Source organism: Pseudomonas sp. Ga0074129, assembly GCA_001465025.1.
In the GTDB taxonomy this organism is placed as follows: Bacteria; Pseudomonadota; Gammaproteobacteria; order Pseudomonadales; family Pseudomonadaceae; genus Aquipseudomonas.
The window spans coordinates 134,884-160,712 of the sequence record LNDO01000079.1 but is presented as its reverse complement, the minus strand read 5'-3'; the positions used below and the strand labels follow the sequence as shown (position 1 = coordinate 160,712).

At 59.2% G+C, this 25,829-nt stretch carries 24 protein-coding genes and 1 pseudogene; 9 read left to right on the top strand and 16 right to left on the bottom strand.

Going from position 1 to position 25,829, the window contains the following annotated elements:
• The first annotated feature begins 11 nt into the window (after window positions 1-11).
• Window positions 12-1,358 carry an HlyD family type I secretion periplasmic adaptor subunit gene (locus AUK77_RS10720; protein WP_296129401.1) on the top strand — a complete coding sequence of 449 codons (1,347 nt, stop codon included), beginning with the start codon at window positions 12-14 and terminating at the stop codon, window positions 1,356-1,358.
• Window positions 1,359-1,524: 166 nt separating this feature from the next.
• Window positions 1,525-3,249: a GspE/PulE family protein gene (locus AUK77_RS10715; protein WP_296129333.1), complete on the top strand. Its 1,725-nt coding sequence runs from the start codon at window positions 1,525-1,527 to the stop codon at window positions 3,247-3,249.
• Window positions 3,250-3,513: 264 nt separating this feature from the next.
• On the opposite strand, the gene mmsB is transcribed toward AUK77_RS10715, so the two are convergent.
• The 5 genes from mmsB to AUK77_RS10690 form a co-directional block, all read right to left on the bottom strand.
• Complete coding sequence (gene mmsB, locus AUK77_RS10710) at window positions 3,514-4,398, bottom strand: 3-hydroxyisobutyrate dehydrogenase (protein WP_296129330.1); 885 nt, start codon at window positions 4,396-4,398, stop codon at window positions 3,514-3,516.
• A gap of 260 nt (window positions 4,399-4,658) precedes the next feature.
• On the bottom strand, window positions 4,659-5,762 hold the full coding sequence (locus AUK77_RS10705; RefSeq protein ID WP_296129328.1) for an enoyl-CoA hydratase/isomerase family protein: 1,104 nt from the start codon (window positions 5,760-5,762) through the stop codon (window positions 4,659-4,661).
• 137 nt (window positions 5,763-5,899) lie between these two features.
• Window positions 5,900-6,718 (bottom strand): enoyl-CoA hydratase, encoded by an 819-nt coding sequence (locus AUK77_RS10700; RefSeq protein ID WP_296129326.1) that lies wholly within the window; start codon window positions 6,716-6,718, stop codon window positions 5,900-5,902.
• Between the two features lie 116 nt (window positions 6,719-6,834).
• Complete coding sequence (locus AUK77_RS10695; RefSeq protein ID WP_296129323.1) at window positions 6,835-7,998, bottom strand: acyl-CoA dehydrogenase family protein; 1,164 nt, start codon at window positions 7,996-7,998, stop codon at window positions 6,835-6,837.
• A gap of 66 nt (window positions 7,999-8,064) precedes the next feature.
• On the bottom strand, window positions 8,065-9,561 hold the full coding sequence (locus AUK77_RS10690; protein WP_296129320.1) for a CoA-acylating methylmalonate-semialdehyde dehydrogenase: 1,497 nt from the start codon (window positions 9,559-9,561) through the stop codon (window positions 8,065-8,067).
• Between the two features lie 169 nt (window positions 9,562-9,730).
• Between AUK77_RS10690 and AUK77_RS10685 the strand changes: the two genes are divergently transcribed.
• Window positions 9,731-10,612: an AraC family transcriptional regulator gene (locus tag AUK77_RS10685; RefSeq protein ID WP_296129317.1), complete on the top strand. Its 882-nt coding sequence runs from the start codon at window positions 9,731-9,733 to the stop codon at window positions 10,610-10,612.
• Between the two features lie 36 nt (window positions 10,613-10,648).
• On the opposite strand, the gene AUK77_RS10680 is transcribed toward AUK77_RS10685, so the two are convergent.
• The 4 genes from AUK77_RS10680 to AUK77_RS10665 all read right to left on the bottom strand — a co-directional run bounded on the left by AUK77_RS10680 (window position 10,649) and on the right by AUK77_RS10665 (window position 14,068).
• Window positions 10,649-11,356 (bottom strand): lipopolysaccharide kinase InaA family protein, encoded by a 708-nt coding sequence (locus tag AUK77_RS10680; protein WP_296129315.1) that lies wholly within the window; start codon window positions 11,354-11,356, stop codon window positions 10,649-10,651.
• Window positions 11,357-11,358: 2 nt separating this feature from the next.
• The gene (locus tag AUK77_RS10675) at window positions 11,359-12,042 is read right to left on the bottom strand and encodes a class I SAM-dependent methyltransferase (protein WP_296129312.1); all 684 of its coding nucleotides are present in this window, start codon (window positions 12,040-12,042) and stop codon (window positions 11,359-11,361) included.
• Between the two features lie 81 nt (window positions 12,043-12,123).
• Window positions 12,124-13,395: a HAMP domain-containing sensor histidine kinase gene (locus AUK77_RS10670; RefSeq protein ID WP_296129309.1), complete on the bottom strand. Its 1,272-nt coding sequence runs from the start codon at window positions 13,393-13,395 to the stop codon at window positions 12,124-12,126.
• Window positions 13,385-14,068, bottom strand: a complete 684-nt coding sequence (locus tag AUK77_RS10665; RefSeq protein WP_296129307.1) for a response regulator transcription factor — start codon at window positions 14,066-14,068, stop codon at window positions 13,385-13,387. The genes AUK77_RS10670 and AUK77_RS10665 overlap by 11 nt, the downstream gene beginning before the upstream one ends.
• Window positions 14,069-14,175: 107 nt before the next feature.
• Here AUK77_RS10665 and AUK77_RS10660 point away from each other — a divergent pair, with 107 nt between their 5' ends.
• From AUK77_RS10660 to AUK77_RS10645, 4 genes and pseudogenes are all read left to right on the top strand, one after another.
• A complete protein-coding gene (locus tag AUK77_RS10660) occupies window positions 14,176-16,134 on the top strand; it encodes an LTA synthase family protein (RefSeq protein WP_296129305.1) in 1,959 nt (652 codons plus the stop codon).
• Between the two features lie 40 nt (window positions 16,135-16,174).
• On the top strand, window positions 16,175-16,933 hold the full coding sequence (locus AUK77_RS10655; RefSeq protein WP_296129302.1) for a phosphatase PAP2 family protein: 759 nt from the start codon (window positions 16,175-16,177) through the stop codon (window positions 16,931-16,933).
• Window positions 16,930-17,340, top strand: a complete 411-nt coding sequence (locus tag AUK77_RS10650) for a hypothetical protein (RefSeq protein WP_363079381.1) — start codon at window positions 16,930-16,932, stop codon at window positions 17,338-17,340. The genes AUK77_RS10655 and AUK77_RS10650 overlap by 4 nt, the downstream gene beginning before the upstream one ends.
• Window positions 17,340-17,577: pseudogene (locus AUK77_RS10645) on the top strand (helix-turn-helix domain-containing protein); the annotation flags it as partial. The gene AUK77_RS10650 and the pseudogene AUK77_RS10645, both read left to right, overlap by 1 nt.
• A gap of 54 nt (window positions 17,578-17,631) precedes the next feature.
• On the opposite strand, the gene AUK77_RS10640 reads toward AUK77_RS10645, so the two are convergent.
• The 4 genes from AUK77_RS10640 to AUK77_RS10625 form a co-directional block, all read right to left on the bottom strand.
• Window positions 17,632-18,909 (bottom strand): MFS transporter, encoded by a 1,278-nt coding sequence (locus AUK77_RS10640; protein ID WP_296129300.1) that lies wholly within the window; start codon window positions 18,907-18,909, stop codon window positions 17,632-17,634.
• Between the two features lie 283 nt (window positions 18,910-19,192).
• Complete coding sequence (locus tag AUK77_RS10635) at window positions 19,193-19,858, bottom strand: transmembrane anchor protein (RefSeq protein ID WP_296129297.1); 666 nt, start codon at window positions 19,856-19,858, stop codon at window positions 19,193-19,195.
• A 14-nt stretch (window positions 19,859-19,872) separates the two neighbouring features.
• Window positions 19,873-20,610, bottom strand: a complete 738-nt coding sequence (locus tag AUK77_RS10630; RefSeq protein WP_296129294.1) for a HupE/UreJ family protein — start codon at window positions 20,608-20,610, stop codon at window positions 19,873-19,875.
• Window positions 20,611-20,656: 46 nt separating this feature from the next.
• Window positions 20,657-21,016: a hypothetical protein gene (locus AUK77_RS10625; RefSeq protein ID WP_296129292.1), complete on the bottom strand. Its 360-nt coding sequence runs from the start codon at window positions 21,014-21,016 to the stop codon at window positions 20,657-20,659.
• Between the two features lie 117 nt (window positions 21,017-21,133).
• Between AUK77_RS10625 and AUK77_RS10620 the strand changes: the two genes are divergently transcribed.
• Together AUK77_RS10620 and ung are read left to right on the top strand one after the other, a co-directional pair.
• Entirely contained in the window at window positions 21,134-21,424 is a 291-nt protein-coding gene (locus tag AUK77_RS10620) for a metal-sensing transcriptional repressor (protein WP_296129289.1), read from the top strand.
• A gap of 142 nt (window positions 21,425-21,566) precedes the next feature.
• Window positions 21,567-22,262, top strand: coding sequence for a uracil-DNA glycosylase (gene ung / locus AUK77_RS10615; RefSeq protein ID WP_296129287.1), 696 nt, complete (start codon window positions 21,567-21,569; stop codon window positions 22,260-22,262).
• Here ung and AUK77_RS10610 read toward each other — a convergent pair.
• From AUK77_RS10610 to AUK77_RS10600, 3 genes are all read right to left on the bottom strand, one after another.
• A complete protein-coding gene (locus tag AUK77_RS10610) occupies window positions 22,259-23,122 on the bottom strand; it encodes a DUF6279 family lipoprotein (RefSeq protein WP_296129285.1) in 864 nt (287 codons plus the stop codon). The two genes, ung and AUK77_RS10610, sit on opposite strands and share 4 nt — an antisense overlap.
• A 173-nt stretch (window positions 23,123-23,295) precedes the next feature.
• A complete protein-coding gene (locus AUK77_RS10605) occupies window positions 23,296-24,327 on the bottom strand; it encodes an AbrB family transcriptional regulator (RefSeq protein WP_296129283.1) in 1,032 nt (343 codons plus the stop codon).
• Window positions 24,320-25,828 carry a tripartite tricarboxylate transporter permease gene (locus AUK77_RS10600; protein WP_296129281.1) on the bottom strand — a complete coding sequence of 503 codons (1,509 nt, stop codon included), beginning with the start codon at window positions 25,826-25,828 and terminating at the stop codon, window positions 24,320-24,322. The genes AUK77_RS10605 and AUK77_RS10600 overlap by 8 nt, the downstream gene beginning before the upstream one ends.
• Window position 25,829 lies beyond the last annotated feature (1 nt).

Below are 25,829 nucleotides of genomic sequence, written 5' to 3'. Positions count from 1 at the left end.
AGAAAAAGAGCCTGCGCCAGGCCGTGGCGGCCTATTTCGGCAGTCAGGATGATTTGGGTGATGAGCCGCTCCCCGAAGTCAATAAGGCCTTGATTGAGGACGCGCCGCGGGTGGTGCGTCTGACCATCTGGGGCATGATTGCCTTTACCCTGTTCTGCCTGTTGTGGGCCAATTTTGCAGTGGTTGATGAAGTAACCCGAGGCGATGGCAAGGCGATCCCGTCTTCACGCCTGCAAAAAATCCAGAACCTCGAAGGCGGCATTGTCGCGGAGCTCTTTGTGCGCGAGGGGCAGATTGTCGATCCGGGCGATCCGCTGCTGCGCTTGGATGACACCCGTTTTGCATCCAACGTCGGCGAGACTGAAGCCGATCGTCTGGCCTTGTTGCTGCGTGTTGAGCGCCTGAGCGCGGAAGTCGAATCACGCGAACTGTTGGTCAGTGATGAAGTGCGCGAGAAAGCCCCAGGTCAGGCCGATAACGAGATTCAACTGTTCCAAAGCCGCAAGCAGCAACTGCTCGACGAAGTGGCGGGTTTGGAGGAGCAGCTCACCCAGCGCCGTCAGGAGTTGCGTGAGTTTGCATCCAAGCAGAGCCAGTTCAGCAACAGCCTGAACCTGCTGCGTCAGGAAATCCGCATGTCTGAGCCGCTGGTGGCGGAGGGGGCGATTTCTCAAGTGGAAGTGCTGCGCCTAAAGCGCGCCGAAGTGGAAGCACGCGGCCAGTTGGAAGCTACAACCTTGGCCATACCGCGTGCTGAGGCAGCGATCAAGGAAGTGGAGCGCAAAGTCGACGAGACCCGTGGGCGCTTTCGTAGTGAGGCACTCACTCAATTAAACGAAGCGCGCACTGAACTGAGCAAAATCCAATCAACAGGACGGGCGCTGGAAGACCGAGTCAACCGCACCCTGGTTACCTCGCCAGTGCGTGGCATCGTCAAACAACTACTGGTCAACACCATCGGCGGAGTGATCCAGCCCGGCAGTGATCTGGTGGAAATCGTGCCGCTGGACGAGAACCTGCTGATTGAGGCGCGTATTCGCCCGCAAGACATCGCGTTCCTGCATCCCGGTCAAGAAGCCATGGTCAAGTTCACCGCCTATGACTTCACCATCTACGGCGGCCTCAAAGCGGAACTGGAGCAAATCGGCGCCGACACCGTGACCGACGACGACGGCAATAGCTTCTACGAGATCAAGTTGCGCACGAACAAGAGCCACTTGGGCACCGAGGAGCATCCGCTGCTGATTATCCCGGGCATGGTGGCATCGGTGGACATCATCACCGGCAAGAAAAGCGTACTCAGCTACCTGCTCAAACCGATCATCCGCGCTCGCAGCGAGGCGTTACGCGAGCGCTAATGTGTCACGGTTGGTCCGCAGTTCGCCGGCATTCACCCTTCAACACTCGCCCCAGTGGGGCGAGCTGACGACTCTCATTCGACACCTCGACAGACATTGATGCAGGGCAATTGGCCGCGCGCTAATGGCCATATGCTGGCTATATCAGTCGTCGAGGAGTCTGGTTTTGACAACCATCATCAGTGATCAGCAGCAACTATCCGCCTATCTACAGCAGCGTACCGAGTCCCCGCGCCGGCACCGACGTTTGGGTGAGGTGCTGATTAACCAAGGGCACATCAGTGCGCTGCAATTGCAGGATGCGCTAAGCCATCAGCAGGCCAATGAGCAATCCGGGCGTTTGGGGCAGATTCTGCTCAAGCAGGAACTGGTAGGCCGACACAACCTGGCCTGCGCCTTGGTCGAGCAACTGGATATTGCTCAGGTCAATCTCGATGCCTTCAAGGTTGAGCCGCAGGTGGTGCAGTTATTGCCCGAGAATTTAGCCCGCGATCGCCGTGTGTTGCCTTTGTTGGTGCAGGGTGAAACGTTAGTGGTGGCCACGCCGAATCCTTCGGACTGTGACCTGCTGCATTTGGTGGGCTTTATCACCGGCAAGCAAATTGAGGCCATCCAGGCTTATGACGAACAATTGGATCGGGCCATCAACCGTTTCTACGGGGCCGAAGCGGCACTGCAATTACCCGAGAGCGAGAGCCATGAGCCGGAGCTGAGCCTGCACCGGATCAAGCAATTGGCTGAAGAAAAGCCCACGGTACGCTTTGTCGACAGCTTGCTGGAGGATGCCATCTGCCGCCGCGCGTCAGACATTCACTTGCGGCCGGGCAAGCATGATGTGGCCATTCTGTTTCGTATTGACGGGGTGCTGAGCGAAATACGGCGGATCAAACCCGGCAACCTGGCGGCTATTGTCAGTCGCATTAAAATCATCGGCGGCATGAACATCGCCGAGCGCCGCCTGCCGCAGGACGGTCGTCACTTGGTGCGCATGGGTGAGCGCAGCATCGATCTGCGTTTGTCGATCATGCCCACGGTGCATGGCGAAAGCGTGGTTATCCGGATTCTTGATACCCAGCAAAGCATGAAGAATCTCAGCCAGATCGGTTTCAATGACAGTGATGCCGAGCGCTTCCGTGCGCTCACCAGTCATAGCCAGGGCATTGTGCTGGTCACCGGGCCGACAGGTTCGGGCAAAAGCACCACCTTGTATGCCGCGCTCAATGGCATCAAAGACAGCGGCGTTAACGTGATTACCGTGGAAGATCCAGTGGAGTATCAAATCGACGGTATTCGGCAGATTCAGGTTAAGCCGCAGATTGGCTACACCTTTGCCCGCGCCTTGCGGCATATCCTGCGCCACGACCCGGACGTGATCATGGTGGGCGAAATTCGCGACCAAGAGACCGCCATGATGGCCACCGAGAGTGCCCTGACCGGGCACTTGGTGTTGTCCACCCTGCACACCAACAGTGCGGCCACCACCGTGACGCGCCTGCTGGAAATCGGCATCGCGCCGTACTTGCTCAATGCCAGTTTGCTGGGTGTTCTGGCCCAGCGCTTGGTGCGCCGTAACTGCCCGCATTGCCTGGAACCTGAACAGGTGCCGGAGCACGTGCGGCGTGCGTTTGGCCTGTCGGCCGATGAGGTGTTTTATGCTGGGCGCGGCTGTGAGCATTGCCACGGCAAAGGCTTTGCCGGGCGCATCGCCGCGTATGAGTTGTTGGAGGTGACGCCTGCATTGCGCGCCTTGATCCAACCCGCTGTTGCCGCTCAGGCGATTGAGCAACAAGCGATTGCGGACGGCATGCGTCCCTTGACGCAAAGCGCTTTGGCCTTGGCCCGCGACCGACTGATTTCGCTGGGCGAGGTGTACCGCGTGCGGCTGGAGTGATGCGCTCAGTTGGCGACCGCATACCTTTTACTCAACACGTAGCACGGATGTAATCCGGGGCTGTATTCGGCTCAACCGCGATCCCCGGATTTCATCCGGGCTACTCATGTTTTGTGCTTAATCAATGACCAGCCACTGCACCACGGGTGAGTCCTGCTTGCCCTTGCCTTGTTTGAGCAGAGTGCGTAGCCCGGATGTAATCCGGGAGGCTGTGCCGGGTGCAGCATCTGTTCACGGATTGCATCGGGGCTACAAAAGCCGTGGCTATTCGACGAACAGTTGCTGCACCACCGAGAAGTCCTGCTTGCCCTTACCTTGCTTGAGCAGTAGGCGGTACAACTGCAGCGCCAAAGCGCCCATGGGCGTGCTGCTGCCGCTGCTTTGTGCGGCTTGTTGGGCCAGGCCGAGGTCTTTGGCCATCAGTTCGGCCATAAAGCCGCCGCTGTAGCCTTTGGACGCCGGGGCGTTTTCCATCACGCCGGGCCAGGGGTTGTACTTCTCCAGTGTCCAGTTGCCGCCTGAGCTCTGGCGCATGATTTCGGCCAGCACCGCCGGTTCAAGGCCGTTGGCCACGCCCATGGCCATGGCTTCGGCGGTGGCAATCATCTGCACGGCGAGTACCTGGTTGTTGCACACTTTGGCCACCTGGCCTGCACCCTCGGGGCCGGCGTGGAAGATGTTTTTACCCATGGCCTGAAAGAAGAGCTGTGCCTTGGCCAGGGTTTCAGGTTGGCCGCCGATCATAAAGGTCAGGGTGCCGGCGGCAGCTCCAGCCGTGCCACCGGATACCGGCGCATCGAGCAGTTCGATGCCGCGCTCATGGGCGGCGGCATGCACGCTCCGGGCAACCTCGGGGGCAATGGTTGAGCACTCCAGCACCAAGGTACCGGGTTTGAGCGCGGCCAGCAGACCATCAGCGCCCAAGTACAACCCTTCAACGTGACGGCTGGCGGGCAGCATGCTGATCACCACCTGCGCCCCTTGAACGGCCTCAAGCGCAATGCTGGCCGCTTGCGCCCCTTCAGCGGCCAATTCATCCATAGCACGCTGCACCAGGTCGAACACCTGCAGGTTAAAACCGGCTTTGAGCAGGTTGCGGGCCATGGGCAGACCCATATGGCCGAGGCCGATAAACGCGATTGTGGTCATTGTTATTGTTCTCCTTGTAGGGTGCGTCAGGCGTAGGGTGGGTGATGCTTCGCCCACCCACCGGCTGTGCTCTTTTGGGTGGATGAAAAAGGCGTCATCCACCCTACGTACTTCGTGCTCGATGCTGTCCGGGCAGGTTGTTCAATCAACCCATCCCGGATTACATCCGGGCTACGAGGGGGTAGTTGTGTAGGGTGGATGGCGCTTTACCCATCCACCGGCTGCGGTTTTATCGGCGGACGAAAAAAGCGTCATTCATCCTACAAATTCGCCAGTGGGTGCTCACCTTCCCAGGCTGGGGCGAAGTGGGCTTCGATCACCTCGTTCGGGATGTTCGCTACGTCCGGCCAATGCCAGTGCGGTGTCTGGTCTTTGTCGATCAGCCGTGCGCGTACTCCTTCGGGGAATTCCGGGTGACGGCAGCAGTTCAGGCTCATGGCGTATTCCATGCGGAACACCTCGGCCAGCGATTGGTGCTTGGCCCGTTTGATTTGCTCCCACACCAGATGCCCCGTCAGCGGGCAGCCGCCGGCCAGGGTTTTACCGGCACGGGCCAACAGGCTGTCGGCGTCTTCCTGTAAAGCGCTCAGTGCGTGCCAGGCCTGGGGCAGGTCAGCGGTGTCGAGCAGCGCATCGATGCGCGCGCGGCGGGGTAGCCATTGAGCTGCGGGCAGGGCGTCCAGCGCCTGATTTTCCAGCGCTTTGAGCAGGCTGTGCAGTTGTTGTTCGGACTGTTGTTGCCAGTTCAGCTGCGCCAGGCCGTTGAGCAGGTCATCCTGTTGGCTGTCGAGCAGGGCGCGGTCGGCCAGGTTCAGGTCCAACGCGTCACGGGCGTTGATGCTGCTGGCGGTCAAGCCGAGAAACAGGCCGAGCTTGCCCGGCAGGCGAGAGAGGAACCAACTGCCGCCCACATCGGGGTACAGGCCGATATTCACTTCCGGCATGCCCAGGCGGCTGCCTGGGGTGACAATGCGAATACCAGCGGCCTGCATCAGGCCCATGCCGCCGCCCAGTACATGACCGTGTGCCCAACAGATAAACGGCTTGGGGTAGGTGTGGATGCGGTAGTCGAGGCGGTATTCATCGGCAAAGAAGCGCCGCGCCAGGGGCGGTATTTCACCGGGGTGTTCACGGCACTGCTGCACAAGCTGCACCACGTCGCCGCCGGCACAGAAGGCTTTCGGGCCGTTGCCGCGCAGCAGCACGCAGGCGATGTTCGGGTCGTCGGCCCAGGCCTTGAGCTGGGCATCCAGCGCTTCGATCATCGGCAGCGACAAGGCGTTGAGGCTCTTTTCCGCGTCCAGGCTGGCAATGCCGATGCGATAGCCATGCTGGGCGGGGCGTTCTTCAAATTGCACGTTCATGGGCAACCTTCGGTTGAGCTTCAAGCGGCAAGCCTGAAGCTAAAAGAAAAAGCGCTACGGTATGGCTGGCGAGCCTGACCGGCTGACCAGCACACTGAACCGCTTGCAGCTTGCAGCTTGCAGCTTGCAGCTCATGCTTATTTATTGCGCCACTGCGGGTCGCGTTTTTCCAGGAAGGCGTTGACCCCTTCGCGGGTATCGTCGGCGTCGAACAGGTCGACAAAACGCTCACGCTCCTCACTCAGCCAGGTGTTTGGGCTGCGCTCACGCGCGCCTTGGATCAACGGCTTGATGGTGCGCACGGCCACCGGGCTTTGTCGCGCCACTTTGCTCGCCAGCAGCAGGGCATGGCCGCGTGCTTCGCCTGTATCGACCACTTGTTCGACCAGTCCGATGCGCAAGGCGGTTTCCGCGTTCACCCGCTCGCCGCAGAGGATCATGCGCTTGGCCCAGCCTTCACCCACCAGCCAGCTCAGGTGCTGGGTGCCGCCGGCGCAGGGCAGCAGGCCCACGCTGGCTTCGGGCAGGGCCAGTTGCGCATGCTGTTCGGCAATGCGGATGTCGCAGGCCAAGGCGCATTCCAGCCCGCCACCCATGGCGTAGCCGTTGATTGCGGCAATCGATACGCCGCGAAAATCACGCAGCGCCTCAAAGGCTTCACCAAAACGGCGGGCCATTTCGCGGGCGCGGGCTTTATCGCCATCAGCAAACAGCTTGAGGTCGGCACCGGCACTGAAGAACTTGCCGCCTTGTCCGGTGATGACCAAGGCATAGATGTCATCGTCGTGATTGAGGTGCTCGACCAGTTGCTTGAGGCCGATCAACGAATCGCGGTCCCAGGTGTTGGCCGGCGGCTGATTGATGGTGATCAGCGCGGTATGCCCGTGCTTCTCCACGGTGAGCTTGTGGGTCAGGTCGAATACACCGGGCTTGTAGGGTTCGATGGCAGTGCTCATGGGTGTCCTCATATCTGAATGTGTGTAGGAGCCTGCTTGCTGCGGCCCGGCGTCCCGGCGATCAAATGGCCTAAAGTATCGCCAGCAAGCTGGCTCCTACAGGTTCGATGATTTGCTCAGAGCAGGCGATCCAACATGCCGCCCTGATCGAGCAGACGGCGCGCGATGATCACCCGCATGATTTCATTGGTGCCTTCCAGTATCTGGTGCACGCGGCTGTCACGCACCCAGCGTTCCAGTGGGTAGTCATTCAGATACCCGTAACCGCCATGCAGTTGCAGCGCCTCGTTGCAAACGGTGAAGCAGTGATCGGTAGCAAAACGCTTGGCCATGGCGCAATACAGGCTGGCTTCGCCGTGGCCTTGATCCAGCTTGTGCGCAGCCAGGCGCACCATTTGCCGGCTGGCGGTGAGGTCGGTGAGCATGTCGGCCAGTTTGAACTGCAATGCCTGGAATGTGCTCAGCGCTTTGCCGAACTGCTTGCGCTCTTCCACATAGCGCAGCGATTGCTCCAGCGCCGCCTGAGCTGCACCGAGCGAGCAACTGGCGATATTGATACGCCCACCGTCCAGCCCTTTCATGGCGTAGACAAAGCCCTGACCCTCGGGGCCGATGCGGTTGTCGGCCGGAATGCGCACCCCTTCAAAGCTGATGGTGCGCGTGGGCTGAGCGCGCCAGCCCATCTTCAATTCATTGCGGCCGTACTTGACGCCCTCGGCATCGCCCGGCACGAGGAAACACGACACGCCCTTGGCGCCTTCTTCGCCGGTGCGCGCCATCACAATCAACACCTGCGTGCTGCCCGCGCCGGAGATAAAGCATTTGCTGCCGTCGATCACGTAGTCGTCGCCGTCGCGCCGGGCGCGGGTGCGCAGGTTGGCGGCGTCGGAGCCGGCATCCGGTTCGGTCAGGCAATACGAAGCCAGCAACTCGCCACTGCTTAGGCGCGGTAACCAAGCGTCTTTCAACGCTTGATCAGCAAAGCTGGCGAGCATCCAACTGGCCATGTTGTGAATGGTTAAAAACGCCGTGGTGGCCACGCAGCCGGCCGACAGTTGTTCGAAAATCAGCGATGACGACAGCCGCGACAGGCCCAGACCACCGTCCTCTTCCTTGAGGTAAAGGGCCAGATAACCCTGCTCGGCGGCGCGTTTGATCACCTCCACGGGGAAGTGATGGTTACGGTCCCAGTCGGCGGCGTGAGGCGCGAGCTCTTTGCTGGCAAAGGCGCGGGCGCTGTCGACCAGCAGGCGTTGTTCTTCCGTCAGTTCAAAATCCATTGCGCATCCTTACGGGAGGGGTGTCCCGGCGTTTGGCAGGCCGACTCGTGATCAGCCTACGGGTCGTTATTTAAGCTGAATCGTCATGTTGGCGGCCGCGCTCACGGCATCCTCATCAAACCAGCGGCTGGTGACCGTTTTTGTTTCAGTGAAAAAGCGTACGCCCTGTTTGCCATAGGCGTGCAGGTCGCCGTAGAACGAGCCTTTCCAGCCGGTGAACGAGAAGAAGGGCAGCGGCACCGGCACCGGTACGTTGATGCCGACCTGACCGACTTCCACCGCATGTTGATAATGCCGCGCCGCGCCGCCGGAGCGGGTGAAGATCGAGGTGCCGTTACCGAACGGGCTGGCGTTGACCAGCTCGATGGCTTCTTCCAGCGTATCGACCTCCATGCACACCAGCACCGGGCCGAAGATCTCTTCACGGTACAGGCTCATGTGGCGGGTCACGCCGCGAAACAGCGTTGGGCCTACCCAGTTGCCCTTCGGGTAGCCTTCGACTGCGCAGTGCGACCCGTCCAGCAAGCATTCGGCGCCTTCCGCTTTACCTTCGGCGATCAGGCGCAGCACGCGTTGCTTGGCCTGCTGGCTGATCAGCGGGCCGAACGCGGCGTGGCCGTCGGTCCAGTAACCCGGTTGTAAATCAGCCATCTGCGCCTGCAGCTCGTTGATCCACTGTTTCGACTCGCCGACAAACACCGCCACGCTGATCGCCATGCAGCGCTGCCCGGCCGCGCCGCAACTGGCCCCCACCAGGTTGCTCAATACCTGCTGTTTATGGGCGTCAGGCATAATCACCATGTGGTTCTTCGCCCCGGCAAAGGCCTGCACACGCTTGAGGTGGGCGGTGCCGGTGCGGTAGATGTGCTGGCCCACCGGCACTGAACCGACGAAGGAAATGGCGCGGATATCCGGGTGCGTCAGCAGGCTATCGACCACTTCGCGCGCGCCGTGCAGCACCTGCAACACGCCCTTGGGCGCGCCGGCCTCGATAAACAGCTCGGCCAGGCGGTTGGGCGTCAGTGGGTCTTGTTCTGATGGTTTGAGGATAAAGGTGTTGCCGGCAGCGATGGCCAGGGGAAACATCCACAGCGGAATCATCGCCGGGAAGTTGAACGGGGTGATGCCCACGCACACGCCTAGTGGCTGAATCCAACTGGCGGTGTCGATGTCGCGGGCGACGTTCTCCATGGTTTCGCCCATGGTCAGGCTGGCGATGTTGCAGGCCTGTTCCACCACCTCGATACCGCGCCAGACATCGCCCTTGGCATCGGCCAGGGTTTTGCCGGTTTCCCCGGCGAGGATTTCCGCCAGCTCGTCGTGATGTTCTTTGAGCAGGTGCTGATAGCGCAGCATGACGCGCGCGCGGTCGGAGACCGGCACTTCACGCCAGGTGATGAACGCGGCTTTGGCGCTGGCAATCGCCGCTTCGATTTCCTCGGCGGTGGCTTTGGGGGCCAACGCGAGTACTTCCTGGGTCGCCGGGTCGGTGACTTCGATAAATTCGCGGGCGCGGCTTTCGCGCCATTCACCGTCGATCAACTGTGGGATTGCCTTGGCCATGCTTTTCTCCGGCTCAATTGTTGTTTTGTCAGTGTTATAGCCGCCTTACTCGGCTTTGTGGATTGACGATCTTGGTCTGCGGATGGACTATCTTGGGATTTAATCTGTGGCCCGGATGCAATCCGGGACCCGTTCACCCGGCTTGCATCCGGGCTACTTGAGCATCGCCATGCGCGCTTTTGTTGATACCTCCAACTGGCCTTTGCCGGCCAATGGTGTGCGCTTTATCACACCGCCCCGGCTGCGCCGCCTGCTGGCAAAGCATCCCCTAGGGCAGGGCTGTTATCCCCTGGCCTTGGGGTACTACCCCGAAGCCCAGGGGCACCGCATGCATCGTCCGCAGCCGGAGGATTACTTGCTGATTTACTGCCGCTCGGGGCAGGGCTGGTTGGAGACGGCGGATGGACGATTAGACGTCAGCGGTGGCGATCTGCTGCTGTTGCCCAAAGGGCAGGCACACACCTACGGTGCCGATGAACACAAGCCCTGGACGCTGTATTGGGTGCACTTCGCCGGTGAGCACGTAGCCGATTACCTCAAGCAGCTCGGGCCGAGACCGTTGTTACGCATTGGCGTGCAACCGCGTTTGCTGGCCGAGTTCGATGCGTTGCTCGGGCTGCGTAAACAGGGCTTGAACCTGGTGCACTTCATCCATGCCGCTCACCAGCTGCAGGTGTTACTGACCTCACTGGCCGTGCTGCCGGCGCGGGCCACCTTGAAGTCCGGGCGGGTGCTCGATGTAGACGCCGTGCACGCTGTGATGCGCGCTCACCTGCATGATTCGCTCAACCTCGACGAGTTGGCCGCGCAGTTCAAGCTGTCGCGTTTTCACTTCGCCAAAACCTACCGCGCATTGACCGGCCATGCGCCGATTCAGGACTTTATCCAACTGAAAATGGCCCACGCCTGCCGCCTGCTCGACGAAGGCCAGCAAAGCATTCGCCAGGTCGCTGAGCAGTTGGGCTATGACGATGTGTATTACTTCTCGCGGCTGTTTCGCAAAGTGGTTGGCATGGCGCCCAGTCATTACCGGGCGCTGCATCAGGGGTGAGTTAGCCATCTTCAGGGCTGTTTAAAGCGAGGGCCGCTATGACTCAACAGGCCCGTCAAGAACCTGCTGATGGATCTGATTAACCAACAGCACATCCGCTTCTGGAACCGATCCTCGGTGACGCATCAACTGCCGCAAGTCGTGCCTGGATGCGTCTTTGGCGCGCCAGCGATGGCGACTTTTCTCTAAGTCGAGCAAGGCAATCTCTATGTCTGCTTGGCTCGCGATACCCGAATGAAGCTTCACAAAGATGTGTTTGGGGTAGCAGCAACCATGTTGAAAGCCGGCCTGGTGCATGCGTGCCAGTGTTACGGCGACCTGGTGCATCACGCGCTGATTGAGCTCTGGAGAATCACTCTCCTCGTACCATTGCGTGAGGCTTACAAAGCCGTGCAGTGACTCGGTCACCAAGAGGGACTGCCACTGTTGGTCTTTTCGGCGAGTGGCGCAGTAGACGATGTTGGGTGTCTTGATGCCCAGGCGCGCGAGTGTCCGATATGCATCGCACTCACGTAGCACGGTGGGGCGACCGAACGGGTATCGGACTGAACGATAGAGATGCCCGACTTGTCGCTTGCAATACAACGGCAGCTGACTGGCGTCGTTGCGGGTTAGTAGCTGCACGCCGCTCTCGCCACCGCGGCGCTGATTAACCGGCTCGACCCAGATCCCTGTGCTGTTCCACCAGCGATCAAAATGCGTGGTGAAGGACTGTGCGGGTGAGCCACTGGTAATTGCAACCATGCTCAGTCCTCCTTGCGCAGCACGTAGGTGCGCCACATGTGGTACCCAGGCAGAAAATCCTGTTGGCCGATGATCCTGAATCCGGCCTGGCGGAATTCGCTTTCAATAGCCTCGCGGGCGACTACAAAGCGATTCTGATTTTCTCCGGCACGTCCTTCGGCTGCGCGGCGCTGCTCAAGGCGTTTGCGTTTCCAGGCTTTGTAATTGCCGTCGACCCAGAGTGAAACAATCACCGTGTCGCGGCTGACCCGATGAAACTCACGCAGAATGGCTAAACGATGTTCAGGTTGCTCGATGTGATGCAGCAGGCGAATGCAGAAAATGCAGTCGACGGCATTTGCGGCCAGGTCAATGGCGAACGCCGAGGTGCGGAAGGTTTCGATCCGCTTGAGGACCTCCATGGGTTGAGAGGCTTGGGCGATGTCGAGCATGTCGGCGGAGTTGTCTGCCGCAAAGATCAGTCGGTTGGGGTTTTCAGCCAACAGTGGCCAGAATCGGCCTGCTCCGCACGGTAAATCCAGCACCAAGCCCGGATCGCCTGCCAGCTTCAGTGCATGGCGAGCCATCTGTTCATCGCGCCAATGCGAGAGACGGCGGGCGGGACCATCCTGATGCTTTTGCAGGTACTCGTATGCGTGGGTGCGGTCGTACTTGCGAGAGAATTCGAGTTCGATAGGGCTTTGCATGGCGAGGCGTCCTTAGAAGATACGCTCGCCACACTAGAGATGCAGGCATCAAGGCTCTGTCAAAAGAATGTGAAAAAATCGTTATCTGACGTTATTGAATACCACGGTGAAACAGCTGCCACCTTGCGGCAGGTTGTGTACCGAAATCGTCCAGCCCTGTTTGCTGCAAATCCGTTTCACCAACGAGAGGCCGAGACCCAAACCTTCGCCGCGTACTTCAGAACCGCGCACAAAAGGCTGAAAGATCTGCTCGTGTTGGTCTGGCGCAATGCCCATGCCACTGTCTTCTACGCGAAAACCGTCGGTGGCAAGTACCAGGCGGACAAACCCAAGCTCGGTGTAGTGCAGCGCATTGCGTAATAAATTGGCCATTACCGTATTAAGCAACACAGGGTTGTAAAGCCCCTCATCAGCCCCTTCCAGGCTGCGTTTGAACGCCAGCCCCTTCTGGTGCATCAGTGGCTCCCAGCGGCTGGATTGATCAGTGGCCACCTGTGCCAGGCTGCTGTTGCCAACAAAGGCGCTCTCGTTGGCTTTATCCCGCGCCAGTTGCAGGAAGGTTTGCACCAGGTCGCGCATTTCTGCGCTGGCGCGGCCGATACGTTCAATCTGCTCGCGCTGGTGTACTTGCAAGTCACCTTCGACCAACAGCTCACATGAGGTTGCAATCACCATCAGAGGGGTGCGCAATTCATGACTGACGTCACTGGTGAATAAGCGTTCACGCTCCAGCGACTGACGCACTTGGCCCAGGGTGCTGTCAAAGGCCGCAGCCAGCTGGCCCACTTCGTCATCAGGGTATTCAGGGGCAAGTGGTGGCGCCAGCGGATGTAACTGATCACGATGGCGTACCTGCTGCGCTAAGCGGCTCAAGGGCGCCATGACTTTTCTGGCCATTATCAGACCCAATCCCCAAGCGCCCACTACAGTGAGCAGAAAGCCCGCCAGTACTACATAAAATAGTGCTTGTTCACGTGCCTCGAACTCATGCTGCTCCTGCGCCAGCAGATAGGTCTGACCATTGGTTTTGCGGCTATAGACATAGAACGCATTCGTGCCGTCGACCACTTCGTTAAAGCCCTCCGGCAATCCGGAAAATAGTTCTGGAATAGCGTATTGCGGCTGCGCGGAGCTAAAAAATCGGGTCATTGAGTCCAGTCTGGGTGGCTGTTCTTGCTGGATATCCTCATGCAGCACCTTATTTAGCTCACGGTCCATTTCCTTGGATACCAGGTCTTCTTCGATGAAATGCACCAGCGCCACAATGCTCAGCGAAAAAACGCCGCTGACCAGCGTGGTCATCAGCACGAAGGCAATTAAAATGCGGCGGGCAAAAGGTTGTTTAGACACCATCGGTCTGCTCCGCCAATCGGTAGCCCACACCATGCAAGGTGTGCAGTAACGGCTGGGCAAAAGGCTTGTCGAGCACTTGGCGCAGCTGATGAATGTGGCTGCGCAAGCTGTCGCTGTCCGGGCAGTCGTCACCCCACAACGCCTCCTCCAAGGCTTCGCGCCGAACCACGGCTGGGCTTTTCTGCATCAGCACCGCCAACAGCTTCAGCCCCAGCGGGTTGAGTTTGAGTGGCTGGCCTGCTCGGCTGACATGCAAGGTGTCGAGGTCATATACGAGGTCGGCGACCTTCAGCTGGCGTTTGCGGCTGCCCTGGCTGCGGCGCAGGATCGCCTCGATTCGCGCCACCAATTCAGACAGCGCAAACGGTTTGATCAGGTAATCGTCAGCGCCTGCTTTTAAGCCCTGTAGTCGGTCATCCAGTGCATCGCGGGCGGTGAGCATCAGGATCGGTACCTCATTGCGGCCGTCTTCGCGCAGGCGTTTACACACCTGATAGCCATCGATGCCGGGCAGCATGATGTCCAGCACGATCAGATCATAATGCCCGGTACTGGCCAGGTGCAGGCCGGTAAGTCCGTCTTGTGCACAGTCGACGCTAAAGCCTTTCAGCTGCAGATAGTCGAGCACGTTGGCGAGGATATCGCGGTTGTCTTCGATGACGAGGATGCGCACAGGGTTATCTCTTTCTCTGGTTTTGACACTTTTTTCACATCGCGTTGACGCGCGGCTCACAGGCCCCGCAACAGACTGCGGCACGTTCATCCAACAAGGATCATACGATGCCTCAGCTCCATTACGCTCAACTTCGCTACCTGTCCATCATCGTGCTGTCATGGCTGGCGGTGTTCTGCCTTACGCGTAGCTTATTGCTTGCCAGCCATTTGGCGGATGCCAACCTAAGTCTGCTGCAACTGGCCGGCGTTTATGGCATCGGCCTGATCTACGACCTTGGCTTTCTGCTTTACGCCATCCTACCGTTGGCGCTGTATCTGCTCGTGTGTCCGGCTCGGTTATGGCAGCGGCGCGGGCATCAATGGCTGCTCGTCGGACTGCTGGGCATGAGCCTGTTCGCGATGTTGTTCACAGCCGTTGCCGAGTGGTTGTTCTGGGATGAGTTTGGCGTGCGCTTCAACTTTATTGCCGTGGATTACCTGGTTTACTCGGAAGAGGTGATCAACAACATCCTTGAGTCCTACCCGATTTACCCCCTGATTGCATTGCTGGTGCTGATCGCCGCAGCTATCAGCGTTGCACTGTATAGGCCTCTGCAGGCGGCATTCAACGCGCCGTTATTACCCCGCGCGCGTGCCTTGGCAAACCTGGCAATACTGTTTTTGCTGGCCGGGCTGAACGGGTTTTCGATTGGTCAGGACACACCACGTGGCTTGGGCGGTAATGCCTATCAACGGGAATTGGCAAGCAATGGCCCGTTTCAGTTTTTCGCGGCCTTTCGCAATAACGAATTGGACTACCAGCAGTTTTACGCCACTTTGCCCGAGCAAGCCGTGGTCAGATTGCTGCGCGATGAGGTGAGCGAGTCCAATGCCCACTTTATTGGTAGTGAGCCTCAGGATATTCGCCGGCTGATCGACAACCCAGGCCAGCCGTTGCCACTCAATGTAGTGCTGGTGACCATCGAAAGCCTGAGTGCCAAATACCTGGGCAGCTTTGGTGATACACGCGGCCTAACCCCCAACCTGGATGAGCTACGCCCGCATAGCTTGAGCTTTAGTAACTTCTACGCCACGGGCACTCGTACCGACCGCGGATTGGAAGCGATTACCTTATCCATCCCACCAACGCCGGGGCGCTCCATCGTCAAACGCATTGGCCGTGAATCTGGCTATGGCAGCCTTGGTCAACAGTTCAACGCTCTCGGTTATGACAGCGTATTCATTTATGGCGGGCGCGGTTACTTCGACAACATGAATGCCTTCTTTGGTGGCAATGGTTACCGCGTCGTCGATCAGAGCAGCGTGGCTGAAGACGACATGGCCTTTAAGAACGCTTGGGGTATGTCCGATGAAGACCTCTTCCGGCAAACGCTCAAGGTCGCCGACGCCGATCATGCCCAAGGTAAGCCCTTCTTCCTGCAACTGATGACCACCTCCAACCACCGGCCGTACACCTATCCCGACGGGCGTATCGACATCCCGTCCGGCGAGGGCCGCGAAGGCGCCGTCAAGTACACCGACTACGCGATCGGCCAGTTCCTGCAGCAGGCCAGAGCAAAACCCTGGTTTGACCGGACCGTCTTCGTCTTTGTGGCCGATCACACGGCAGGCAGTGCGGGCCAGGAAGACCTGCCTGTCGCCAACTACCACATTCCGCTGTTTATCTACGCGCCAGCGCTGATCAAACCGCGTGAGTTCAACGAGGTTGCCAGCCAGATCGACTTAGCGCCGACCTTGTTAGGTCTCTTGAATGTCGACTACAGCTCAACCTTCTTTGGTCGCAATGTCCTGCGTGAAGACCGCGCACCCGGGCGAGCGCTGATTGGCAATTATCAGCACCTAGGCCTGTTCGATGGGGCCAACCTTGCCATTCTCAGTCCGCGTCGTGGCATGCGCCGGCACGATGATGCACTGGGGCTGAGTCAGGAGACGTCAACCGCTCTCAGTGACAGCCTGATGCAACGCAACATTGCCTATTACCAGGGCGCTAGCCATGCGTTCAAAAAGCGCTTGATTGCCTGGAGTCCTGCTGCCGCAACCCAAGAGCAACTCAGCAAACGCTAATGCCAGCATTGCATAGGCACTCACCTGTACGGAGTCATTCATGGCTGTAGCACCTTCGCCCAATATCACCCGCTACTTTGATTTTCGTCTTGGCCTGGGGATTCCCCTGGCGTTGATGGCGTTGCTCTTGCTGCTTGATCCCAGTGGCGTGGACTTCGCACTGGCGCAGCTGTTCTATGAACCAGGCTTGGGATTCATAGGGCGGCATAGTTTCTGGCTAGAAGACATCCTGCATGACCGCGCCAAACAAGCGGTGATTGTTCTGGGTGTGCTGGCCATTGCAGGCTTTGTGCTCAGCCTGCTGCTAGTCAAGTGGCGGGCTTGGCGTCGTCCGCTGGGCTATCTGGTGCTATCCCTAGCCCTATCGACTAGCATCGTAACCCCCCTGAAAAAGCTCACTGCGGTGCAATGCCCTTGGAGCCTGAGTGAATTCGGTGGAGCGCAGGCCTTCAGTCCGTTGCTTGGTGAGCGGCCTGCAACAGACAGCCCAGGCCGCTGTTGGCCGGGCGGTCATGCGTCTGCTGGGTATTCACTGATCGCGCTGTTTTTTGCGTTGCGTGATAGACGTCCGCGCCTTGCGCGAGCAGCGCTGATTGTTGCTCTTGGGCTGGGCACGCTGTTTTCCGTCGGACGCATGATGCAGGGCGCACATTTTCTCTCGCATAACCTGTGGACGTTGTTGTTCGATTGGTTGATCTGCATGCTTTGCTACCGTTGGCTGCTGTACCGGCCAGCAGCGTCCAGCGAGGTCGAGCAAATGCCGCAGGCAGTGCATCAACTGCGCGAAGAGGCGGCATGAACAGCGCTACAAGCATACCTTTTGACTATTCAGCCAAGCCTTGCAAACGTATGCCTGTTTGCTCAGCACTGCTTGCCACCTGCCTCATCGTAACCGTGTTAGTTGGCTGTCAAAGTACCCGTGAACAAATGATGGCTGAGGGATTTCCAGCCCCCTTTATTGACGGCTTCGAGGCGGGTTGCGGCAGCGGCAGGCAAGCAGCGGGTGCACTCGACCGCTTTCGCAAGGATGTGCCGCGCTATCTGCAACAACCCGAGTATGCCCAGGGCTGGGATGACGGCTTCCGTCAATGCAAAGAGGGACTGGACAGCGCCATTGAACTGGAACTGCGAGACAACGATAAGCGCGACCGCGACTGGCGAGAGCATGTTGATCAAGCGATGGCGAAAGCGATGCGGGGTCTATGAAACGGTCACAGGTTCACGTCGCCAAGACCTAATGCGCGTTGGCCGGTCATGCGCCGATTCAGGATGTGATCGCCCTAAAAAATGGCCCATGCCTGCCGCCTGCTCGACGAGGGCCAGCAAAGCATTCGCCAGTTCGCTGAGCAGTTGGGCTATGACGATGTGTATTACTTCTCGCGGCTGTTTCGCAAAGTGGTCGGCATGGCGCCCAGTCATTACCGGGCGCTGCATCAGGGGTGAGCCAGAGGTTTTGGCAACACTCTTGTGCGCGGTTTTCGCTGAGCCCAACCCAGCCTAGGTGCTCGTCGCCTGCGGGTTATCAGGTAAACCGGCAGATGCTATTGGCGGGACTTCTTTCGGCAGCTTGAGGGTCAAGATAATCAGCACCGCACCCACGCCGGCAATGGTGGCGTATACCCCAGCAAAGCTGCCGCTGTGATTGGCCAGCAGGCCGGCACCGTAGTTGCCGAGCATGCCGCCAGAGCCTTGCATGACATTCGCGACACCAAATATGGACACCGCCATGGCACTGGAGGATGCCAGTTTGGACACGTATGCGGGGATCAAGCCGAAGATGGGGTAAAAGGCGATGGAGAACAGGCCCGCCGCGATCAATGGCCAATAGCCCGAGGGGTTTATGACGAATATCAGTGCCGCTGTTACGACGCAGACGTAGACCAGCAACATGGCGGTGCGCAAGCCCGTACGGTCGGAGAACCAACCGACTGCCAGCCCTGCGAACATGCCAACAAAACCGATTACGGCCCAGACCTGAGCGCTGAATTGCACGTCAAAACCCAATTCAATGCGCAGATAGGACGAGAGGTAGGTTTGAAACGGAAAGGTGGCAAACCCGATCAAGAAATTCATTGTCCAGATCATCAATACCCAGGGCTGTATGAGCCTGGCGCGGGGTTCGGGTGCAACGAGCGCGCCGGTTATAGGCGTTACAGCGGGTGGCACGTTGGCACTGAGCAAGCCGCCTTTCTTGAATACCAGCAGCACCAACAGCGTCATGGCCACCGTGAGCAGCCCCACCCACCCCCAAACGTTGCGCCATTCACCTGGCGCTGCATACAACGGCACCAGCAAGCTGTTGATCGCCACGCCGTAGCTGGTTCCGCTGGACACCAGGCCCATGGCCAACCCCCGGTAGCGGTAGGCCGTGACTCTGGCGACGACATCCACCATCGGCACAAAAACCGTGGCGGCTGTGCCTGCCAGCAAGGTCAGCAGCGCGCCGATTATCAGGATGTCGTTGGCCAGTGGTATCAGCAGCAATGCCACGGCGCATACAGCCCCGGAGACTGCAATCATCCAACCGCCGCCGATTTTCGGCGTCAGCCAGACGGCCAACAGGGCGCAGAGTAGAAAACCCAACTGCGCCGAGGCGGTGATACTGCCCACATAGGAGAAATCGAAGCCCAAAGAGGCCTGCATGTCAGGTACGAGCTGAGCAAACAGGTAAATCCCAAAGCCATACGTTGCCGCAACCAGGCTGGTCAGCAACACGACAATCGCAGCATTCAAACGCATGGTCAGCACCACATAGGCGATTGGGAGGGTCAGCACTCAGTGACCTGCGGTGAGCTGCGTTTAACTGTGCAAGCTCAGCAGCGCGCGTTTTCCATGGCGCTGCTCGGGCTTGACTCTACTGAAGGGGCAATTTGGACAGCTGATAAAAGCGTCCTGCACATATTTCATTGCGCCGTGTGGTGGCTTCTGGGTACGTCACAAGGCGTGCTCAACGCTGTGCAGCAATTGCCCATACCGACTCGCCATTGCAGCCACTTAATTCAACCGGGCCGGCAACGGCGTGCGGGGCCGAGTCAGGCTGATCCCGGCCCCGCATGCTTCAAATGACCCGCTTGATGGCGATGTAGTTGCCCTCGGTACGCAGCGTGACGGTTACAGGTTTGTTCGTACGATTACGCCAGAACCACCCATGATGTCCGTCGAAGGCGGCGACTAAAACACCCTTTTCTTCGGGTGTGGCACGCCCTTTCCCATAACCATGATAAAAGCCGCGCGGTGCATTGTAGGGGTCGCCGTGGGTGTCGTAGTTCACCACGCCGCCATTGGCCGACCAGAAGAAATTCACCTCGGTTCCCTTGAGCATTTCCACCTTGATCTCAGCGCCCTGGCCGGGGGCGAGGGCAAAGGTCATTTCATGCGTTTGTCCTTTCGCGGCGGGCTCGGACTCCACTGTCGCGGCCACTGCCGGTTCGGCAACCCCGACAGGTTCAGGAACCGTCTGCGCTGCAGGCTGAGCAACTGGAGCAGGAGCAGCAACAGGTGCCGCTGCATCAGCAGCGGCTTCTTCGGCCAGTTGCAATTTGACTTCAGCCATTTGCGTCAAGCCCAGCAAGCGACCGGCCCCGGTGGGGTCAATGGCGTATTCGGCTGGCATGACCACTGTGACCAGCAAAATCAGGGCGGCAATAAGGGCGATTACAGTCGAGCGCAGCAGCTGGCGACTGGTGGGCAATTCGCTCTGGGTGGGAAATTGATTATTCAGCATGTTGAAAAAAATCCTTACTGAGAGACGATCAGACCGGTGAGCTGGTAACCCATCAAGAGGAAACCGGCGCTCATCATGGCAACGTTGGCGGTGTAGGCATGGCGCCAGAAACTGGCTGTGCGTCGCCAGTAGCCCATGACAATCAGGATGGCGCTCAGGGCCAAAAGTTGGCCGATTTCAACGCCGACGTTAAAAGCGATCAGGTTGGGAATCAGGCCATCAGCCGAGATCTCGTACTCCTGAATTTTGGTCGCTAAGCCAAAGCCATGCAGCAGACCGAAAATCAGCGTGGCCGCTTTGGTGTTGGGCTGATAGCCGAACCAGCGCTTAAAAGCCCCCAAGTTATCCAGCGCCTTGTACACCACCGAGAAGCCGATGATCGCGTCAATCACATAAGCGCTGACGCTGATCTCAGCCAGCACGCCATACAACAACGTGACCGTATGGCCCACGGCAAACAGGGTGACGTACAGCCCAACATCCTTCAGGCGGTAGAGAAAGAAGATCACACCAAAGAGAAACAGTAAGTGATCGTAGCCAGTGATCATGTGCTTAGCGCCCATATAAACGAACGGCAGCAACATCACCCCGGAGCTTTCTTGAATAAAACCCTTGTCACCTTCAGCGACAGCGTGAGCCATTGCCTCAGGCATGCCGAGAACAAGCAACAGAATTAGCAGGAGTAAGAGTATTAACGGGTGGTGTGAGCGCGCAGCGGACGCGCCCAACCCGTGCATGAAAAGTGAATGCATGTTTGTTTCCTAAATGACGAAGTTCTATGCCGCGAAGCGGCCAGTTTCAGCAGGTGAAACCGGCCCGCGGAGGCCGCTCGATGAGAAAAATCGGGCGCGGAGGAAAGAAAGAGCGCGGTGCCGATATCAGCAAGCTCGCCTCATGCAAGGGGGCAAGGCTAATCAAGGTATGTACGTGCGGTGTTTCATGGACATGGTCCGCAGTGAGCGGGGAATGAAAGTGATCGGCACAGGCGGCGCAGACAAACATACTGTCGCCGTGCACATGCGTATGTGCGTTGTTAATGCCGGCCAATACTGGCTGGCTAGACCCAACAAATAGCGCAGAGGTATGCCCGGCCCAGGTCATCAGGATGACCAGGGCAAGGGCAAAAATCACCTTGGCACTGACGGGTTTGCTGAGCATGCGCGGGCTCTGTGTTAAGGCGGAATGCTGAGGCTTTTGGCAAGGCCACAGGTTTGCCATATCCCCCCCAGGGGGATAGCATGCGAGAGTAATTCATCGCTGCACGAGACTCAAGGCATGAGCGAACAACCACACGCCCATCAGCACCTCAGTCATCGAGATATCGTCAAAAGATTGAAGCGTGCCGAGGGCCACTTACGCAGCATTGTCTGCATGATCGAAGACGGTCGCTCTTGTGTTGATCTCGCCCAGCAATTGCATGCGGTAGAGAAAGCCGTGTGTCAGGCTAAACGTACCTTGATCCAGGATCACATCGACCACTGCCTTGAGCATGCGCTAACTGCAGCCAGTGAACAGGGTGAGCGCACGGCGCTGGAAGACTTCAAGCTGATTACCAAGTACCTCTGAGCGTCTGAGTCAACCTTACCAAGCCGCTGTTGGGCTTCGCTGCGCTCAACCGCAACCTATGCGGCCATGCGCTGACAGCCTTGACTTGCCCCGGTGCCTTCCTTAGCGTGCCGCTTCCGTTGGTATTAAGCAGGACACAGGCATGAGCGCCGCTGATAACGTCAAACTCGAAGCCGGCTGGAAGGCCGCGCTGCACGAGGAATTCGACAAGCCCTATATGCGCCAGTTGAGCGAGTTTCTGCGGGCGGAGAAGGCGGCGGGCAAGGTGATTTTTCCGCCGGGGCCGTTGATCTTCAATGCGTTGAACTCCACGCCGTTGCAGCAAGTGCGGGTGGTGATTATCGGGCAGGACCCGTATCACGGGCCGGATCAGGCCCATGGCTTGTGCTTCTCGGTGCAGCCTGGGGTGAAGACGCCGCCGTCGCTGGTGAATATCTACAAAGAGCTTAAGCGCGACCTGAATATCGACATGGCCGAGCACGGTTACTTGCAAAGCTGGGCTGAGCAGGGCGTTTTGTTGCTCAACACCTCGCTGACGGTGGAGCAGGGCATTGCCGGATCCCACGCCAAGGCGGGCTGGCAGACTTTTACCGATAAGGTGATCGAGGTGGTCAGCCAGCAGCAGCCGCGTTTGGTCTTTTTGCTGTGGGGCGCGCACGCGCAGAGCAAGGAAAAGCTGATCGACAGCAGCAAGCACCTGATTTTGAAATCGGTGCACCCCTCGCCGCTGTCGGCGCACCGGGGGTTTATCGGCAACGGGCATTTCAGCCGCTGTAATAAATTCCTTGGGCAGCACGACCTCGCGCCGATTGATTGGCGCTTACCCGCCCTGAGCTAAGCGCTGCACGACTGCCCGGCCAAGTCCTGGCGGATGTCACGCAGGCGGTGGTTCAGCCGTTCGCGCTGGCTGGCGTCGCTGCTGCTCAGCACTTGGCTGAACAGCGTGGCGATGGCTTGGCGTGAGCGGCTGTAATTGGCGCGGTAGGCGTCGCTGTAAAAGCGCTCGCGCGTCTGCAGCAGCGGGGTTAGCTGTTCGGCAAAATCTGCTGTGTGACGTAAGGCGAGTGCCTCGCGCAGGGCCTGTTGCCACAGCTCGCGGTTCTCAAGCCACAGCCTGTTCTGTTCCCCCAGGCCACTGGCCCAGTTGGCCAAATGCTGCTGCTGCGCCTCATTCAAACGGCCCAGCCAGGGGCGCAAGCGCTCCTGCATACGGGTTTGCCGTTCGCTGATTTGCACTGCCACGGGCGGGTCGAGAAAGTCTTGGCGGTCTTCTAGGTTGTCTTCGTCGAGGGTGGCGAATAAGCCTTCGACCTGCTCATCGCTCAGCCCGCGCAACAGTTCAATGGCGGTGGGGGTGATCTCGACATTGATCCGTTTGAGTGCGCCGTCAAACTCGCCGAATTGCTTATACAGGCGGGCGCTGTCCGGCTGCGCTTCGGCCAGAATCGCTTGGGTGCTGTCCAGCCACGCGAGGTAGTCGGGCAGTTCGCGGCTGCAATGCCATTGCAGGTGGGCTTGCAGGCGCGGCTTGAGCCAGGCTTGTTGTTGGCTGTCGAGGTTTAGGTAGCTGTTGAGTCGCCAAGGCAGCAGCCAGTCGAGGTTGCTGTAGGCCAGGTCGATGCGGCTGCAGGCGCTTAGCAGCACGCTGGCGCAGAGCAGCATGGCGATGGTTTTAAGGGATTGGCGCTTAAAGGTCATGTACCGTGCCTCCTGGTTAAGGGGCTGGGGTTGAGGGCCTGAGGGTACTCCTGCCACCACGCACGTCGAGCCAAACGACATATTTGTTAAACAAAAACTGTTCGCAAAGCGCTGAGGTGGAATGTGCGCGAAGCGTGCTGCTAGACGCAGAGAGTGAACGCTCGATGAAGCGGTCAGTGCCGCTGCCAAAGCCGGAATAACGGCTCAGCGAGAAACATCACTAGAAACAGCCGCAACACCTGTAAGGCGGTGACCATGGCAACCGAGAGGTGCAGGGCTTCGGCGGTCAGGCACAGTTCGGTGATGCCGCCCGGCATCATGCCCAGCATCAGCGCGGGTTGGTTTTCTCCGGCTAACCAACCCAAGGCTTGGCCGAGTGCGCCGGCGGCGAGCATGGTCAGCAGGCAAAACAGCAGTACGCGCGCGAGAAAGGCAGGCGCGCTGCGGAAAAAGTGGCGATCAAAGTGACAGCCCAAGGCGCAGCCAATCAGCCATTGCCCAGTTTGCCCAAGGCCGCTGGGCAAGCTCAGGTGCAAGTCGAAGCTGACGCTGGCCACTGCGCACACCGTTAGCGGGCCAAGCATCCACGGGTTGGGTTGGCCGAAACGGCCCCACAGCCAGGCCAGCAGTGCGCCGCCCGGTAATAGCAATGCCAGCCACGGCCAACTGACAGCGGCTGCTGGCGGTGGTGTCACCGGTGGCAGGCTCCAGGTGAACAGGGCCGGAATCAATAGCACCACCAAGAGCAAGCGCAGGCTATGGGCGGCGGCGACTTTGGCCGTTTCGGCCTGATGCCGTCGGGCCAGATTGACCATCTCACTGGCACCGCCGGGCATGCTGGCGAAAAAAGCCGTAGCCCGGTCTAGCCCGGCTTGGCGTAACAAGGCGATGCCGATCAGGCTGAGCAGGAGGGTGGTCAGGGCACCGAGCAGGATGACGGTAAAATGCCCGAGTAGCTGGCTCCACACGTCTTGGGTGAAGTGCAGGCCGATGGCGCTGGATACCAGCCATTGGCCGGTCTTGCGTCCGCCCGGTAGCTCGGTGATCAGCCAGCCGCTGCAACGTGCGGCAATAACCGCCAGCAGCGAGCCGATGATCCACGGTAGAGGCCAGCCGATCAGGCTGGCCAAATAGCCGCCTAACAAGCCGACCAGAGGGGTAGCCCACCAGCTTTGCCAGCTGGTGAGCCGGGCCAACTTAGGCATTGACCAGTTGCGCTGCGCGGCGTGCACGCCACCAGCGAATGCCAGGCAGCCCGAGCATCAGCGCCGTGAGTGCCCACAGTGTCAGGCTGATGGGGCTGCTCCAGAGGATGCCCAGCTCGCCCGCCGAGATCGACAGAGCGCGGCGCAGGTTGTCTTCCATCAGTTCACCGAGGACGAAGCCGAGGATCAGTGCCGACAGTGGGAAGTCCAGCTTGCGCAGGATATAGCCAAACACGCCGAGACCAATCATCAGTACCAGGTCGAAGGTGGTGCTGTGTACGGCGTAGACGCCGACCATACTGAGCACGGTGATCGCTGGCACCAGCACCCAGTTGGGTACGCTCAACATGCGCGCGAACAGACCCACCAACGGGATGTTCATCACCAGCAAAATCACGTTGCAGATAAACAGTGAGGCGATCAGACCCCAGACCACGTCCGGTTGCTGTTCGAACAACAGCGGGCCGGGGGTGATGTTGTACAGCGTCAGCGCGCCGATCATCACTGCGGTGGTGCCGGAGCCCGGTACGCCAAGGGTCAACATGGGGATCAGCGAGCCGCACGCCGAGGCGTTGTTGGCTGATTCCGGGGCTGCCAGACCGCGCAGGTCACCTTCGCCGAATTTGCCCGAGCTGCCCGCCAAGCGTTTCTCGGTCATATAGGTCATGGCACTGGCGATGGTGGCGCCGGCACCCGGTAGCACGCCGATGACGAAGCCTGCCAGGGAGCTGCGCACCATGGTGCCGAAGGTGAAGCAAAGCTCTTTAAAGTTGAACAGCAGGCGGCCACTGGCTTTAAACGCTTTCTGGCCATTGTGGGTTTTTTCCAGCATCAGCAGCACTTCGCTAACACTGAAGAGGCCGATCACCACGATGACGAACTGGACACCATCCGACAGGCTCACGCTGCCGAAGGTGAAGCGGTACACGCCGGTGGTTGAATCCACGCCAACCGTAGCCAAGGCAAGGCCGATCAGGGCGGCCATCAGGGTTTTCACCGGTTTGTCGCCGACCATGCCGCCAAGGCAGGCGATGGCGAAAATCATCAGCACAAAGTACTCGGCCGGCCCAAAGGCCACGGCCCATTTGGCCAGCAGTGGGGCAAACAGCACTACGCCACAAGTGGCGATCAGGCTGCCGGTAAAGGAGCTGACCGCCGAGAGCGACAAGGCAATCCCGGCTTTACCCTGACGGGCCAGCGGGTAGCCATCAAGGGTGGTCATCACCGCAGCGGCGTCGCCCGGTACGTTGAGTAGAATCGCAGAGATACGCCCACCGTATTCGCAGCCCAGGTATACCGCCGCGAGCAGAATCAGTGCGGTTTCCGGCGGCAAGCCCAAGGCAAAGGCCAGCGGCAGCAACAGCGCCACGCCATTGATGGGGCCCAGGCCCGGCAACAGGCCGACGATGGTGCCAACAAAGGCGCCGAACAAGGCCATTAGCAGGTTTTCTGGTCGCGCGGCGACTTCGAAGCCTTGCATCAAAAAATTCAGGGTTTCCATT